Annotated in this window: 15 protein-coding genes, 1 tRNA gene and 1 CRISPR repeat array; of the genes, 8 read left to right on the top strand and 8 right to left on the bottom strand. The window is 36.5% G+C overall.

From position 1 onward, the window contains the following. Positions 1–11: 11 nt before the first annotated feature. The 3 genes from FFR48_RS06350 (at position 12) to FFR48_RS06340 (ending at position 3,018) form a co-directional block, all read left to right on the top strand. Positions 12–1,250 (top strand): aminoglycoside phosphotransferase family protein, encoded by a 1,239-nt coding sequence (locus tag FFR48_RS06350; protein WP_096567390.1) that lies wholly within the window; start codon positions 12–14, stop codon positions 1,248–1,250. Positions 1,251–1,326: 76 nt separating this feature from the next. Further along, positions 1,327–2,430: a T3SS effector HopA1 family protein gene (locus tag FFR48_RS06345; RefSeq protein WP_137666767.1), complete on the top strand. Its 1,104-nt coding sequence runs from the start codon at positions 1,327–1,329 to the stop codon at positions 2,428–2,430. A gap of 138 nt (positions 2,431–2,568) precedes the next feature. After that, positions 2,569–3,018 carry an acyl-CoA thioesterase gene (locus FFR48_RS06340; RefSeq protein WP_137666755.1) on the top strand — a complete coding sequence of 150 codons (450 nt, stop codon included), beginning with the start codon at positions 2,569–2,571 and terminating at the stop codon, positions 3,016–3,018. Between the two features lie 67 nt (positions 3,019–3,085). Here the strand turns inward: FFR48_RS06340 and FFR48_RS06335 are convergent, their stop codons facing one another. From FFR48_RS06335 to menA, 3 genes are all read right to left on the bottom strand, one after another. Next, positions 3,086–4,459: a 2-succinylbenzoate--CoA ligase gene (locus FFR48_RS06335; protein WP_137666754.1), complete on the bottom strand. Its 1,374-nt coding sequence runs from the start codon at positions 4,457–4,459 to the stop codon at positions 3,086–3,088. A gap of 179 nt (positions 4,460–4,638) precedes the next feature. Further along, positions 4,639–5,586 carry an o-succinylbenzoate synthase gene (locus tag FFR48_RS06330; protein ID WP_137666753.1) on the bottom strand — a complete coding sequence of 316 codons (948 nt, stop codon included), beginning with the start codon at positions 5,584–5,586 and terminating at the stop codon, positions 4,639–4,641. A 221-nt stretch (positions 5,587–5,807) separates the two neighbouring features. Beyond that, positions 5,808–6,707, bottom strand: coding sequence for a 2-carboxy-1,4-naphthoquinone phytyltransferase (menA, locus tag FFR48_RS06325; RefSeq protein WP_096567398.1), 900 nt, complete (start codon positions 6,705–6,707; stop codon positions 5,808–5,810). 298 nt (positions 6,708–7,005) lie between these two features. On the opposite strand from menA, the gene FFR48_RS06320 reads away from it, so the two are divergent. From FFR48_RS06320 to FFR48_RS06305, 4 genes are all read left to right on the top strand, one after another. Beyond that, on the top strand, positions 7,006–8,433 hold the full coding sequence (locus FFR48_RS06320; RefSeq protein ID WP_137666752.1) for an isochorismate synthase: 1,428 nt from the start codon (positions 7,006–7,008) through the stop codon (positions 8,431–8,433). A gap of 16 nt (positions 8,434–8,449) precedes the next feature. After that, a CRISPR array of direct repeats spans positions 8,450–8,849; the repeat unit is 36 nt; unit sequence GTTTCCATCCCCTTGCGGGGAAGTTGATTTGTAAAG. 400 nt (positions 8,850–9,249) lie between these two features. Then, a complete protein-coding gene (locus FFR48_RS06315; RefSeq protein WP_137666751.1) occupies positions 9,250–9,441 on the top strand; it encodes a hypothetical protein in 192 nt (63 codons plus the stop codon). Positions 9,442–9,637: 196 nt separating this feature from the next. Continuing rightward, positions 9,638–10,636, top strand: coding sequence for a FecCD family ABC transporter permease (locus FFR48_RS06310; RefSeq protein WP_137666750.1), 999 nt, complete (start codon positions 9,638–9,640; stop codon positions 10,634–10,636). Between the two features lie 39 nt (positions 10,637–10,675). Further along, positions 10,676–11,452, top strand: coding sequence for an ABC transporter ATP-binding protein (locus tag FFR48_RS06305; RefSeq protein ID WP_137666749.1), 777 nt, complete (start codon positions 10,676–10,678; stop codon positions 11,450–11,452). A 217-nt stretch (positions 11,453–11,669) separates the two neighbouring features. On the opposite strand, the gene FFR48_RS06300 is transcribed toward FFR48_RS06305, so the two are convergent. The 5 genes from FFR48_RS06300 to FFR48_RS06280 form a co-directional block, all read right to left on the bottom strand. Beyond that, a complete protein-coding gene (locus FFR48_RS06300) occupies positions 11,670–12,326 on the bottom strand; it encodes a polysaccharide deacetylase family protein (RefSeq protein ID WP_137666748.1) in 657 nt (218 codons plus the stop codon). Positions 12,327–12,409: 83 nt separating this feature from the next. Continuing rightward, the gene (locus FFR48_RS06295) at positions 12,410–12,979 is read right to left on the bottom strand and encodes a thermonuclease family protein (RefSeq protein ID WP_137666747.1); all 570 of its coding nucleotides are present in this window, start codon (positions 12,977–12,979) and stop codon (positions 12,410–12,412) included. A gap of 120 nt (positions 12,980–13,099) precedes the next feature. Next, entirely contained in the window at positions 13,100–13,882 is a 783-nt protein-coding gene (locus FFR48_RS06290) for a TrmH family RNA methyltransferase (protein WP_096567412.1), read from the bottom strand. Positions 13,883–13,942: 60 nt separating this feature from the next. After that, positions 13,943–14,024: transfer RNA gene (locus FFR48_RS06285), tRNA-Leu, on the bottom strand. A 55-nt stretch (positions 14,025–14,079) separates the two neighbouring features. Beyond that, complete coding sequence (locus tag FFR48_RS06280) at positions 14,080–14,262, bottom strand: hypothetical protein (protein ID WP_137666746.1); 183 nt, start codon at positions 14,260–14,262, stop codon at positions 14,080–14,082. A 104-nt stretch (positions 14,263–14,366) separates the two neighbouring features. On the opposite strand from FFR48_RS06280, the gene murA reads away from it, so the two are divergent. Continuing rightward, positions 14,367–15,713, top strand: coding sequence for a UDP-N-acetylglucosamine 1-carboxyvinyltransferase (murA, locus tag FFR48_RS06275; RefSeq protein WP_199301859.1), 1,347 nt, complete (start codon positions 14,367–14,369; stop codon positions 15,711–15,713). The last annotated feature ends 303 nt before the right edge of the window (positions 15,714–16,016 follow it).

The following is a 16,016-nucleotide window of genomic DNA, read 5'->3' as shown; positions in this document are numbered from 1 at the left end:
GAAATTAATACATGATATTATCACTGTCTTCTCAAAATGTTATCCAGTATCTGCACAAAGCAGGTCTGTGTAGCTCAGAAGATGGCGCATTATATGAATCTGATTTACCAGAAAGTGGCGGTAATAATCGGAATTTACTGGTGAAGCTGGCAGATAATCGTAAACTTCTGGTTAAACAAGAACAATGCAGGAATTTTGATAGCAGTCCCCATGAATTTTTTAATGAGTGGCTGTTTCATCAATTACTGGATAAATTTCCAGTGCTGGGGAATATTTCGGCGATCGCATCATTATTGGTCCATTTTGATGCAGAAAATTATATCCTGGTTCGTAGTTACCTCAGCGAATATATGGAACTGGGGAAATTTTACGAAAATAACAGTATTTTCCCCATTGAAATTGCCACCGCCATTGGTAATACATTAGCGGTGTTACATCGTTCTACTTTCCAAAAACGAGAGTATCGTGATTTTATGGATACTGCTCCCCAAGGACAGTTTCGCTATCACTATTACAACCCAGCGCAAGGAATAGGATCAATAAATCAAGATATTTTTGGCAATATTCCTACAGAAGCACTCAAATTGCATACACTCTATCAACAATATGAAAGTTTAGAATCAGCGATCGCCGATTTAGCTTATGAATGGAAACCTTGTTGTTTAACTCACAACGATTTACAATTAAACAATATTTTGGTGCATTCCCGTTGGCAAAATCTAGATAACTGTTTGGTAAGATTAATTGATTGGGAAGCTTGCACTTGGGGAGATCCAGCCTTTGATTTAGGTACTTTACTAGGAAGCTATGTCAAAATTTGGCTTTCTAGTTTAGTAGTAGATCCCAGTTTAAATTTAGAAGAATCTCTAAATTTGGCAATCATTCCCTTAGAAGTTATTCAACCTTCAATTTTGGCAGTTATCCACGCTTATCTTCATGCTTTTCCCATAATTTTGGATTACCGTCGGGACTTTATTCTGCGAGTGATTCAGTTTACAGGTTTGGCACTAACTCACCAAATTCAAAACATGATTGAGTATCACAAATACTTTGATAATACCCACCTGTGTATGCTAGAAGTTGCCAAAAGTTTGTTAATTATGCCTGAACAAGCAGTATTAACTATTTTCGGCAGTTCCGAAGCAGAAATTCTCCAATCAGTAACCGGATTAAACACCAAAGCTAAACCTGAAAAAGAAAAACAACTACTACGGATTTATTACGAAAAAACTCGCCTACGTGGTTGTTAGTATTTTAGGTAATATTTTAGGTAGTATTTTAGGTAGTATTTTAGATGATATTCAAATTTGGAGGTGCAATTTCTTCATGTTAGATAACTCTACTAATCAAATTCTCAATTCTTTATTTGATATTGCCAGCAATATTCAGATTGCCCCAAACTTTTGTATTCAACATCCCAATTATCAACCTTTTGCATTGCCAGCGACAGTAGCGAATAGATTTAAACACAATTCACCAGATTTACAACATAAATATCTGGCTTTACTATTGCGGAATTTTCTCCACGGTATTTATTATAATGGTTCGCTGCAAACTGTTTTATCAGTCAATGCCGAAGATGGTAATTACTCACAACAGAACTCACAACAGAAAAGTTTAGAGCAAAATTATAATGTGGGTATTGATTGGGATTTTTATGAGCAATTACACCAAAATAATCATGGTATAGGTAACTATGATTCTAATTGGGAAGTATTAAGACGAGAACCAGATAAAACTCTAGCAGTAACTAAAAATGGGTTAACATTATATGTTGAACCAGAATGCTATCTCAAATCAAGTAAAAAGTCGATAAAAGTAGGTGATTTAATAGCAATTTGGATGCCAAAAAACCGTTTACAAAATAACTGTTATGTGGCGGTTAGTAATTTAGGACAACAACGCCAAAATACATCCGAGACTAATCTAGGAGTAGGGCGAATTTATTTTAATTTTAGTCCATCAGGTGCGATCGCTCTCATGGATACCCTCACACAACAACTCAATAACGACCATATTCCCTTTAGTTTTGAAGTTCTTTATAACCCCGGTGCTTATGGGCGGTATGATGCTGGTACACTTTATTTTGAAAGACAAGATTACCCCATCATTCACAAAATTCTTCAGACAGTTTACCAAGAAAATCAATCTTATTTTCACCCAGAAATTCCCCTATTTACCAAATATTTAGCACCTGGACTGAGTTTAGCAGAAGAACCAAACCAAAAATTTGCCGCCCAGGAAAGTTTTGGGATGAACCGTTGTCAAATAGTTGCTAATGCTTTGTTAGAAGCTTGGGAAAAAGGGAAAAACGCCATTGAAGAACGTATACAGATTATTAACCAACACTTTGCACAGCATTTAATTGATGTGCAACGTCCTTATCTTAACCCCAGTTCTGAAGATATATATATCCCATTAAATTGTTAATAACTTAGTAAGTATTCAGTAAGTATTCAGCTATCAGTAATTTGTGTTTTTTGTGAGTTTTGCTGATAGCTGACTGCTGACTGCTTACAGAAAATGTAATTTACCTGTTTTTTTGTTTTAATAGAGGATTTTTAGACGATGATTTTTACATATCAAAGAACTGTCAGATTTGCCGATACTGATGCTGCTGGAGTCGTTTATTTTGCCAATATTTTAAGTATTTGTCATGAAGCCTATGAAGAATCACTTTGGCATTCTGGCATAAATATCAAAACTTTTTTTACACATCCATCTGTTGCTTTTCCCATCGTTCATGCAAATGTAGATTTTTTGCGTCCGATTTATTGCGGTGACAAGTTAATGATTAGTTTAATACCCCAAAAAATAAGTATTGATAAATTTAACATTACTTATGAAATTACCATAACTGATGTAATAGTTGCTAAAGCAATTACTCGCCACGTTTGTATTGATGTCAATAGTAGAACCAAGCAAGAATTACCAGAAGAGATAATTTCTTGGTTAGAAACGAACCGCAGAGACGCAGAAGGTGCTGAGAGAAGAAAGTCAAGGGAAGAGATTATGTAATTGATAATTGATAATTGATAATTGATAATTGATAATTGATAATTGATAATTGATAATTGATGATTAATTATTCATAATAATGAGATGATTTAGCTAAAAAATCCAGTGCTATTTGTTGCAGTTGTTGACGGTTGATTTTACCTTGTTCATTACGAGGTAAATTTGCTACAGAAATCCAATATTTAGGAATTTTAAACCTACTAAGTTTATCCTTGAGTTGACTTTCAATATTTAAAATAGAAATATTTGAATGCTGAGGAATATAAATAGCTGTTAATGCTTCTCCCCAGTCTTTATCAGGTATACCAATTACACAAACATCAATTACCATATTTGTTTTTATAATCGCTGATTCAACTTCTATCGGATAAATATTTTCACCACCAGAAATAATTTTATTACTACTACGTCCAATAATATGTAAATATCCATCTCCATCTACAAAACCAATATCATCTACTACTAAACTATCCCTATTTTCCCAAAGTTGGGGATAATAACCTAAAGCCAAAGATTTAGCTTGAATATTAATATTTCCCGTTAAATTATTAATAGTAATTTCTGCATGGGGGAGAATTTTACCACTGTTAACATTACCCTGTAAAAATTCATCAGGTTTCAAAGTTGCAACCTGAGAAGCTGTTTCTGTCATTCCATAAGTAGGTGCTAACCTAATATGATGAAATCTCGCTTTTTCTAACAATTCATCCCATGCTGGCGCACCTCCTAAAAGTACAGTTTCAAACTCAGATAGCCATTTTGTGAGTTGTGTATTTTGCAGCAGTCTTTGTAACTGAGTAGGAACTAAAGATATAAAAAAATCTGAAGGATTAATATTTGGTATTTGTTGAAATTCAATTTCTTTAAATCGAGTAATGACTAATTTACCACCAGTAGTAAAACTTCTCATAAACTGCATTAAACCACTGACATGATACAGCGGTAAAATACAAAAAGAATTTACTGTTTTTAACTGAAAATACTCTGTAAAACCTTGCACAGATGCGGTTAATGTTTCCCATGTATGAATTGTAAATTTAATCTTTCCCGATGAACCACCAGTAGGAATCATGATAGAATTGGTAATTGGTAATTGGTAATTGGTAATTGGTAAATGAGGAGTAAACTGACAACAATCTCCCCAAACTATATCTGGTTGTACCAAATTAAAAACTTGTTCCCATTCATTTTTTCCCCAGTCTGGGTTACATAAAAAAACTGGACATTTTGCAGCACAAGCAGCAATGAAACAAGCTAAAAATCTCACTGGTTCGCGTTCAGATACAATGATTTTTGGTAGTGTTGTATTTTTAGATAATTCGATTATTTCTAAAAGTCCTAAATATAATTCTGTAGCTATTTGATAAAATTCCTGGCTATTATCAACAATTAACCAATGATAATTTTTGAGTTTTTCTAAATACTCTAAAGGTTGTTCCATAGACTTTGAGGCCAGTTTGCTTGTAGTTGGGTAAAATGAGAGTATCCCAATGAAAGGAAAAATGAACGCAGCAACACTAAAAAATCTCTCATAATCTCTTACCTTTGTGTACTTTGCGTCCTTTGCGGTTCAATCATATCAAGTCTTGGAGCATTTTATTTCCCTAGTTAAAAATAAATTTACACATTTGGGATACTCCCGGTAAAATAGTGATTGATGCCAAAACCGACTGCGCGATGATTGCTAGATAATTCTGCTGCTAATTTTAGTGCAGCTTGTCTACCAATGGCAGTTTCAAATACAGATGAGAATACCACATCAATTTGATGTTGTTGGCAAAATTTTCTTAACCTTGATGGTGAACCTACTATACCAGGTTTAATGACAAAAATACTCCGCCAACCTTGTTGATAACAATTTTCCAGTTGTTGTAATGTAGCTACGGATTCATCTAAGGCAATTTTTGTACTATAATAATTACTTAATTCCAGCATTTCTGAGAATTTATCTACAGGTAATGGTTGTTCAATAAATTCAATTTTATTGGGGAAATTATCGCATTTTTCTAACCATAATTTAGCTGCATTATCATCAAGTCCACCATTAGCATCTAACCGCAGTTTTGCTGATTCTGGTAATTGATCAATCAGTAAATTTAAAATTGCTAATTCTTCGGTTATATCATTAACTCCAATTTTCCATTTAAAGGTTTTATAACCCTGTTTCCATAAATTTTGCCATTGATTTAAAGCCGCTTTTCCTGCTGGTAATAATCCGCTAAAATTCAGATGATGGTAATTTAGAGATTCGTGATTTTCTTGTAAATTCTCTAGTGCTGATTCAAAACCAAATTGACAAGCTGGTAATTTATCGGGAATTTTCAAAATTATCTCAAAAATTATCTCTGATGTAATTTCTCTTGGTAGTTGATGACAAAAATCTAAAGCTTCTTCTAAAGTTTCCGAACCAAACCAAGAAATGGGGGCAATTTCCCCCCAACTAATTTTACCTTTTATATCAATCAGTCTGATAATTACACTTTCTCGTATTTCCCAAACTCCATGATTGGTAATCACAGGACGAGTGAATTTTTGACTAATGTTGCGAAAAGAAAATTGATATTTCATGTTTATCAATTGATAATAGATAATTGACAATTGACAATTGTTTCATGCAATGTTGAAAAATTATCAACTTTCCATTAGACATCTCTAGAAAAGAAATTATGGAACCTATTTATGGGGGCAGGTCGAAGCTTATGGGATATCTATATCTCTGATTTTTCCGTTAAATTATCGCCCATAAGCTTCGCCCCTACGTTGCCCCTACGTCGCCCGACTCCTTACAATTATCCCAGCATAAATCCTGTACCCAATAATAAGCAAGTCCAGAAATGTACAGCAACAGCAATGAATTTAGAGTTACTAACTTTTTCTGGTAAGTGATGATTTTCTAAAACATGACGACATAATTTAAACGCAAAAGGTAAACTTAGCCAACTTAATAAAGTCCAAAGGGGGAAAATTCCTAACACAACTAATAACAAAGATAAGGGATAAATACTAGCTGTAAACCAAACTAATACCTGTGCGCCTTTTTCTGTACCTAACCGCACAATAGGCGATCGCTTTCCTGCTGCTATATCATCCTTAACTTGGTGAAAATGTGAACAAAATAAAACTAAACTGGTGACAATCCCAACAATCACAGAAGCTGCTAAATTAGTCATTGACCAAGTTTGAGTTTGACTGTAATATGCTGCTGTCATTCCCAATGGTCCAAAGGCAAAAAAGCAAAGAATTTCGCCTAAACCCTGGTATCCTAAACGAAAAGGAGGTCCTTGGTACATATAACCCAAAGCACAGCATAGCAAGATTATACCAATTACAGTAGGGTCTTTTTGCAAAAAGGCGATCGCTATTATCCCCAACAAACCCGAACTTAAACACAAATTACCTAACCAAAACATTAACTGCTTATTACCAGTTAAATTCACCAAAGAATGATGTTTATTTTTATCAATACCTGTTTCTGCATCAAAAACATCATTACTGATATTTTCCCAAGCTAAAATTAAAATTGCCGCAGTCATAAAAACTGCAAATATTAAACCATTAAAAATCTTAGTTTCTGCAAATGCTACCGCCGAACCTACCCATATAGGCATAATAGCAACACTGTACATTGGCGGTTTGATAGCAGCCATCCATAACTTATTTTTGGGTATTGATATCTGATTTGTAGTCATCAGTCTTGATAAATTAAATTACTAAAAATTGACTTATCAATTAGATTTTATAGTTGGCTGAGACATTTTACGGTAGTAAATTACCAAAAAATGCTAATTTTGTGATTGATAGTTTACCTACTGTTAACAAAACTTGACTTGACATTTTGCAGTATGCAAGAGTATGTGTTTTCAGTTTTACCAGAACCCAGCAAATTAGAGGCTGGTTAATGGTAACAGAATATGCTACCTATAGAAATACGACCATGACTTATTACACTTTAGGAAGATAACTTAAAAAAAATTAACTTATACATCCATGACAATTTCACCATGTCGCAGCAGTTTCTTTATAGAATATAAAGATTTGCATCAATTACTGTTAGCAGTGCAAGAAAAGTGCTATGAACAGCGTAGCCAGCAAATTGTGAGTATTTCCCTGGCAATTGATTTCATAGATCCTTTAGTGGTATTAGATAAGTTTGCCCAAAAAAATACATTAAACTTTTACTTTGAGAACAGAAGTAAAGGTGAAGCTATTGTAGCTATTGATGCTATCAAAAAATTAGATATTAGTGGTCAAAATAGATTTCATAAAACCGAAGAATTTATCAAAGATTGTCTCAAAAACGTCATAAATTTTGGCAATATAAACCCTGTAATGGGTCAACCTTTTGCCGGTACTCACTTTTTTTGTAGCTACAGTTTTTTTGATCAGCATCACTATTTAGATTATCCATTTTCATCTGCTACTATTTTTCTGCCTAAATTACAAGTAGCAGTCAAAAATTCATCTTGCACCTTAGTTGTGAATCATTTAATTCATGCTGACATTAATATTCAAACAATATTACGGGAATTACAGGACAAAATTAAGACTCTCCAATCTTTAGTAAAATCATCGCCAAACATTGAAAATTCTTCAGCCAATTTTATCAAAACCAAGATTAATAATGCCGATAATTTTAAATATTCAGTACTATCAGCTTTAGAAAAAATTGAATCCAAACATTTAAGAAAAATTGTTTTAGCCGATGCTTTAGATGTCAAATCATATAATTCTTTTAACTTATTCAAATCTTTAAATAATCTGCGACATTTCCATCCTAATTGTTATGTTTTTTCTATCAGCAATGGCAAAGGACAAAACTTTATAGGTGCGAGTCCAGAACGGTTAATTAGTATTCAAAATCAGGAACTCATTACTGATGCTTTAGCAGGTTCAGCCCCCAGAGGTAAAACACCAAATGAAGATGCGGCTAATGCCAACAACTTAGTTAATAGTACCAAAGAAAAACACGAACACAACCTAGTAATTGATTTTATCACCCAACGGTTATCACAACTCGGTTTATTTCCGCAAATTTTAGCCCCTCGTCTGCGACAATTATCTAATATTCAACATTTATGGACACCCATTACTGCGGTAGTACCTGCTAACGTCCACCCTTTAAAAATCGTTGCCCAATTACATCCTACACCAGCGGTTGCCGGTGCAGATAGAGATATTGCTTGTGCAGAAATTCGCTGTTATGAAAAATTTGAAAGGGGTTTATATGCTGCACCTTTGGGATGGGTAGATGCAAAGGGAAATTGTGAGTTTATTGTCGGTATTCGTTCAGCATTAATTGATGGCGATCACGCTAGACTTTATGCAGGTGCTGGTATTGTCGCCGGTTCTGATCCTGAAAAAGAATTTGCTGAAGTGCAGCTTAAACTGCAAGCATTACTCAAAGCTTTGGTTTAGGTTTTGGTAAATAATTGTTTCCATCCCCTTGCGGGGAAGTTGATTTGGAAAGTTGCCCTTGTCGGAGGAGTTGGAGGATGGTTAGTAGGGTTTCCATCCCCTTGCGGGGAAATTGGTTTGGAAAGGAAGCTTTATAACCCCATCCAGCCTCCCTGTTGGGAGTGGTTTCCATCCCCTTGCGGGGAAGTTGATTTGTAAAGTATTTAATCAAATCATCGCTGTTGGCTCCGTTGATGGGTTTCCATCCCCTTGCGGGGAAGTTGATTTGTAAAGCCAAGGATGGCGAATTGCCAAAGCGCGTCAGCAGTTTCCATCCCCTTGCGGGGAAGTTGATTTGTAAAGGTGGTTGTGACCACAACCTGGCCCAGTTTATCCCGGGAGTTTCCATCCCCTTGCGGGGAAGTTGATTTGTAAAGAGTTTACTTCTAGAAACCTTACAGAGCAAGGGTTTTACATACCCCAATCGACACACCTTTTTTTATTGAGAAAAAATCAGTGCTTATTGAGAAAAAACTGACTCATTCAAGAGTCAAAAGCCTTGCTACAAAAGCAATCGACACAGGTCAACGAATTTATTAGGTTTTCAAGGTTCGGGGGACGTGTGTCGATGTTCTCGATACACTTTTTATATATACAACACATCGCCATAAATGTCAAGCTTTTGACAGATGACAATACCTTTGCCATTTTCCCGTAGGTTGGGTTGAACGAAGTGAAACCCAACTTACAGCGATTTTCAGGTAAATGAACCACATTTTTTAATCTCACGCAAAGACGCAAAGGCGCAAAGGAAGAAAGGAAGATAACAAGAAGGATGTGGTACAAATACATGAAAACTGCTGTAAACTCAACGTATTTGTTGGGTTTCGTTCCTCAACCCAACCTACAAATCAAGATATTTTTGATTTTGGCGAAGGTATTGATATTGGTATAAGTTTGCTCGGATGTGAGGAAATATCTAATTTTAGTATTCCCCATCCAGAAGCAAAAATCCCAAATATCTATTAAATTCGGCTACACTAATTATTTTTCTGGCAACACCCTACCTGTATTAAAATATAAATGTGATTATTTAATGTGTTCATTTTCAAGGGTTAACTATAATTTTTGATGTTCACATAAAAAACTTTTCAAACTTTTTAACCTTGATTTATTGTAAAATATAAAATAAAATATAAAAGGACTGAAGTCCTTACTACTAACCATGCAGAGTTTATTTACTAAATATCGTCTATTCTGGTCTATTATTTTTCTGGTCGGTGCTTTGGGATTGACTTTTTTTATCTCTCTTTCTCAAGGTGCTGTTAATTTTAATTTTGTTGATTTTTACCAAGCTTTATTTCGAGAAGGCGACCCTATTAAACAAACTATTCTCTGGGATTTACGACTTCCGAGAATTATTGCTGCTATGGTTGTAGGGGCGGCTTTAGGTATGTCAGGCGCACTTTTACAGGGGATGTTGCGTAATAGTTTGGCTGACCCTTTTATCTTGGGAATTTCTGCGGGCGCTGGGTTAATTGTGATTATTATGATTGTTTTGCAGGTGTTCCCTATTGCGATTCCTTTTGCTGCTTGGTTGGGGGCAATTTTAACTTCTGCTCTTGTTATTTTCCTCGGTCGTTCTCCAGGAGGAATTTCTGTAGAAAGGTTAATTTTGGGCGGTGTTGCTGTTAGTGCTTTGTTTGGTTCTGTGCAAAGTACGTTATTATTAATGGCGGAAGATGGTCAGGTGCAAATTGCTTTAAGTTGGTTGGTTGGTAGTTTAAATGGTCGTGGTTGGCCAGAAATTTCTACTGCTAGTCCTTATATTATTTTGGCTTTATTATGTGGTTGTTTGTTAGCGCGATCGCTCAATGTTTTGGCTTTGGGTGATGAGTTAACTGTGGGTTTGGGTGTTTCTTTATTTCGTTCTCGTTTATTAATTGGTGGTGTTGCCACTTTATTAGCTGCTGGTGCTGTGAGTATTGCTGGTTTAATTGGTTTTGTGGGTTTACTTGTTCCCCATGCTGTACGTTTAATGGTGGGAACTGATAACCGTTTTGTTTTGCCTTTTTCTGCTGTTGCTGGTGCTTGGTTATTGATGTTTGCAGATTTATTAGCGCGACTCGGTGCGGTGGAACTTCCTGTTGGTTCGGTTACTGCTTTGTTAGGTTCTCCTTTGTTTATTTGGTTACTTTATCGTCGTTCCAGTGGTTTAGGTTAGAATTATCAATTATCAATTATCAATTATCAATTAAAAACTATGCCTTTAGAATTAGAAAATCTCTCTGGTGGTTACACTGCTTTACCCATTGTTAAAGATGTGAATTTGTCTTTACAAACTGGTGAATGGTTGAGTTTAGTTGGTGCTAATGGTTCTGGTAAGTCTACTTTATTAAAGTTAGTTAGTCGTATTCTCTCTCCTCAAGGTGGAGTAATTTTATTGGATGGTAAAGCTATTCATTCTCAACCACCTAATTTAGTTGCTCAGAAATTAGCTCTTTTACCACAACAACAACCTGTTCCTACTGGGTTAACTGTGCATCAATTAGTTAGTTTAGGTAGAACTCCTCATCAAAAATGGTGGCAATGGGAATTAACTGGTAATGATAAACAAATTGTAGAAACTGCAATTCAAAAAACACAACTTGAAAAATTTAGCGATCGCCTAGTAGAAAATCTCTCAGGAGGTGAAAGACAACGGGCTTTTTTAGCTTTAGCTTTAGCACAAGAACCCAAGGTTTTATTATTAGATGAACCGACTACTTATTTAGATATCAATTATCAACTTCAGTTATTAGAATTACTCAAAAATCTCAATCTCCAACAACAATTAACTATCGTCACTGTTTTACATGAATTAAATTTAGCTGCTCGTTATAGTTCGAGAATTGCTTTATTAAAACAAGGTCAACTTTGGGAAGTTGGTACACCGGAAACTGTGTTAAACCCAAGTAATATTTCTGAAGTTTTTGGTGTTGAATCTTTAATTATTCAAACTCCTATTGGTTTACAGGTTTGTGCAGTTTCATCTTTATAAATTGACAATTGACAATTGACAATTGATAATTGACAATTGTTGTACTCAAGTTTTAAAACCTCTCCTTTCTAGGAGAGAAAATAAAAAATTGCCTATTTCCTAATTCTCTCACTTCCAGTAAGAGGTAATTTTCAGTTGTCCATTGTTAAAAAAATGTTCAAAAAACCTCCCACTACAAGAGGGTTTTACTCCTGACTCCTGACTCCTGCTATAACTGTCATAATTTATCAACAGTTATAAATTCATAACCCTGTTGTAACAGTTGGGGAATCAAAATTTTGATAGTTTCTGCTACATCTTGTCCACCACAAACTCCATCATGTAATACTATTAATGATCCATTTTGAACTTGTTTTAAAACTCGGTTCACAACAATAGAAACACCAGGACGCACCCAGTCTTCTGGAACAACACTCCACATCACTGGTCTATAATTCCACTGTTGAAATAATTGTAATATTTTGGGTGTGAAAAAACCGTTAGGAGGACGCACATCTCTCACTTGTTCCGGTTGTAATTCACAAGCATTATAAATTGCAGTTTGGGTTTTTTCTAAACTCTGTTTAAGTTGAGTTTCTGACAGGGTGGGAAATGAATGATGTTCGTAACCATGTAACCCTATCCAATGTCCTCTATCTTTAACAGCTTTAGCAATATCGGGTGAACGGTTAACACAAACACCCAACCAAAAAAAACTAGCTGTAATTTTATAATGTTCTAAAACCTTCAATACTTGGGGTGTGTATTGAGGATGGGGACCATCATCAAAAGTAAGTGCTATTTTTTTAGTCTTACTATCTCCACACCAAAGACAGTGGGGAAAAGTTGGTTGAAGTATGCGGTAAACTATTGGAAATAGAGGTGCAAACTGCATAATTGATAATTGATAATTGATAATTGATAATTGATAATTGATAATTTGTAATTAAGATTTAATTTTCTGCAATTATCATCATGTTAATTAGCCTTCCTAAACTTCCGATATTCCCAAGGATCAACAAATTTTCGATCATTCCAAACTCCTAGCTTTTGCTGTTGTGCTTGTGCTTCTGCCTGTTGGATGATATCTTTACTGGGACACTTGGTTAAATAAGGACGATAAACTTTAGCTAAACCTTCCTCTAACAAAACTTGTTGGATAAAAGTGCCATTTTTTAATCGCACTTCTGCCAATTTTCTACCATAGCGATCGCTTTCTATAATATCCAACTTCACGCGATCGCCTGACTGTTTCACCAATTCTTGTACCCGTATTTGTGCTTTTACTCCCCAATTAAATTGATTTATATCCCGAACCCGCCTACTATTTTTTTCTTTGTTGGTGTGAGGTATTTCTGGTGCATCCACACAAGCCAATCTAACTGTAAATTTTTGATTATCTGCACCTCTTAACACCAATGTATCACCATCACTTACCCTTTCCACAACTTCACCAGAGCCAGCAAATAGGATATTATATTCCATCAAACTCACAACAATGAGAACTGCACTTAAACCAATGATAATTTTTTTAATTAATTTATTCATTTAACGATAACAACAGTGACGACACAGACAATATTGATCTAGATGCTTTAGAAGATGCAGTTGCGGATATTGAACAATATTTAGCACAAAAGGACAAAAAACCGAAAAATTAAGAATTGTTCACCTATGAGTTAATTGTCGCTGGGCTTCATATAACATTAAAGCTGCGGCGATCGCCACATTCAATGATTCTACTCCAGGACTAAGGGGAATTTTAACTTGAGTATCTGCCATTGCGGCTAAATCATCTGACAAACCAGCACCTTCATTTCCCAGTAAAATTAAACTCGGTTTTTGCCAATCTACGTCCCAATAAGTTAAACTGGCAGTTGGTAAAGTCGCAATTACTTGCATTCCCGCTTGCTGACATTGTTGAACTGTTGCTTTTAAATCTTCACTTACTGCCTTATTTAAACGAAACCACTGCCCCGCAGATGCACGTAAAACCTTGGGATTATCTAAATCAACACTATCATCACTCAACCATAAACCCGACGCACCCGCAGCTGCCGCAGTTCTAATAATAGTTCCCAAATTACCGGGATCTTGCAAAGTTTCCACAGCCAAAACTAACCCACTCCAAGGAACTTGGTTTTCCTGTTCACCCCGTTTTGCAGTCGCTACCACACCATCTGGTTGTACTGTAGTTGCGATCGCTGCTAAAACTTCTGTACTGACAATTTCTGCCCGATTACACTGATTACAAGCCACTTGCCATAATTGAGGATGTGTCTGTTCCCATTGCGGAGTACAGCAAACTACATCTAAAGGATAATCAACCGCACAAGCTTCTTCTAACAAGTGCGTCCCTTCCAATAAAAATAATTGTTGTCTATGCCTCTCTTTGGTAGAGTGCAACTTGCGGATCTGCTTAACTAGGGGATTTTGTAAACTGGTCAGCACGATTTTAAATTTTAGATTTCGGATTTTAGAATGATCTAAAACCCAATATTATGTTAATAATGCGGAACCCGGGACTTGAACCCGGAAGCCTTGCGGCACTAGAACCTGAATCTAGCGCGTCTGCCAATTCCGCCAGTTCCGCTGGCTTTTATTATCTTATCACCAACTTCCTATTATTGCGTAAATCTTGAAAATTGTCAATATAATTCTTTATAGGGAACAGGGGACTGGGGACTGGGGACTGGGGACTGGGGAAGAAGCAGGGGGGCTGGGGACAGGGTGCAGGGGAGAAAAGAGTTATTTAGTTTTGACTTTTGACTTGATCTTGCCCAATGCCCAATGCCCAATGCCCAATGCCCAAAGAAAGAAAATGTAGACAAATCTACTCTTTACTGTAGAATCGAAACCAACTTCAAACCTTTATTGTTACTTATTTTTTGGAGGTAGGCTTATTAATTCTTCTAGCAGCTTACCAGAGGGCAAGTTGTCACCTGAAGCAGACTCCTCAGTCTTGCAAATTTGGGGTGGACATTCTTTGCAAGGTCATGTAAGAATCAGCGGGGCAAAAAATTCAGCATTGGTAATCATGGCTGGAGCTTTGCTTTGTTCAGGAGATTGTCGGATTCGCAATGTCCCCTTATTGGCGGATGTAGAACGCATGGGGCAAGTTTTATCCGCTTTAGGTTTGTCCTTAACCAGACAAGGGGATATGTTAGATATCAATGCCATAGATATCAGCACATCTAAAGCACCCTATGAATTAGTTACCCAACTGCGAGCCAGTTTTTTTGCCATTGGTCCAATTTTGGCGCGATTGGGTGTAGCACAAATGCCATTACCGGGGGGTTGTGCTATTGGTGCGAGACCAGTTGATTTGCACGTCCGAGGACTGCAAGCAATGGGGGCAGAGGTGCAAATTGAGCATGGTATTTGTAATGCCTACGTTCCTGGTAGCAATAAAAGATTGCAAGGGGCGAAAATTTACTTAGATACTCCCAGCGTTGGTGCAACCGAAACCTTAATGATGGCAGCTACCTTAGCTGATGGGGAAACCATTATTGAAAATGCAGCCAGAGAGCCAGAAGTAGTTGATTTAGCCAACTTCTGTAATTCAATGGGAGCAAAAATTCAAGGTGCCGGTACAAGTACCATTACCATTGTTGGTGTCGAAAAATTACATTCTACCGACTATACAATTATTCCTGATCGCATTGAAACAGGAACTTTTTTAGTCGCTGGCGCAATCACTCGTTCAGAACTGTTACTGTCTCCCGTAGCACCGGATCATCTAATTCCCGTCATTGCCAAATTGCGAGATATTGGTGTACCGATCATTGAAGAAGGTTCAGACTGTTTGCGAGTTTTACCCGCCGAAAAACTCAGAGCTACAGATATTGATACTTTACCCCATCCGGGATTTCCCACAGATATGCAAGCACCGTTTATGGCCTTGCTAACTTTGGCCGAAGGTGACAGTATCATTAACGAATCTGTGTTTGAAAATCGGCTGCGCCATGCTTCTGAGTTGAACCGCTTGGGGGCAGATATTCGCGTTAAAGGTAATACTGCCTTTGTTCGCGGAGTGCCAATGTTATCCGGCGCACCAGTAATAGGTACAGACTTACGAGCATCCGCAGCTTTAGTCATTGCTGGACTAGCAGCAGAAGGAAAAACCACTATTCAAGGACTAAAACACCTAGATCGTGGTTATGACAGATTAGATATGAAGTTACAGCAACTGGGAGCGAAAATTATTCGAGTAAATGAAGCATCGGCAGATGCTGAATTACATTCAAATCATCAAATCTCGTCAGCTTCTGCATCTATCTAGGGTCTAGAGCGTCGATTCAGTAATGCTAGGTAATTTGTTTTTACCTTGTAGGGGCGAAGCATTCGGGTGATAACCTATTGCTGAAACCAGTTCATATTCCGTCCGAATGCTTCGCCCTTACGATTAATGAATCGGTGTTATAGGAGTCAGGAGTCAGGAGTCAGGGAGAGAATATTAGAGCAAGTCCTAAGTTGACAATTTCATAGACAAAACTATACTTATATTGACAAAAATCAATATATTTTTAGGAAAAAATCAACTACTTGATATATAATACGGTGATATCAAGTATTGAATTGAGAC

Source organism: Sphaerospermopsis reniformis (assembly GCF_005402885.1).
GTDB lineage: Bacteria > Cyanobacteriota > Cyanobacteriia > Cyanobacteriales > Nostocaceae > Sphaerospermopsis > Sphaerospermopsis kisseleviana.
This window is presented reverse-complemented; position numbering and strand designations above follow the sequence as displayed.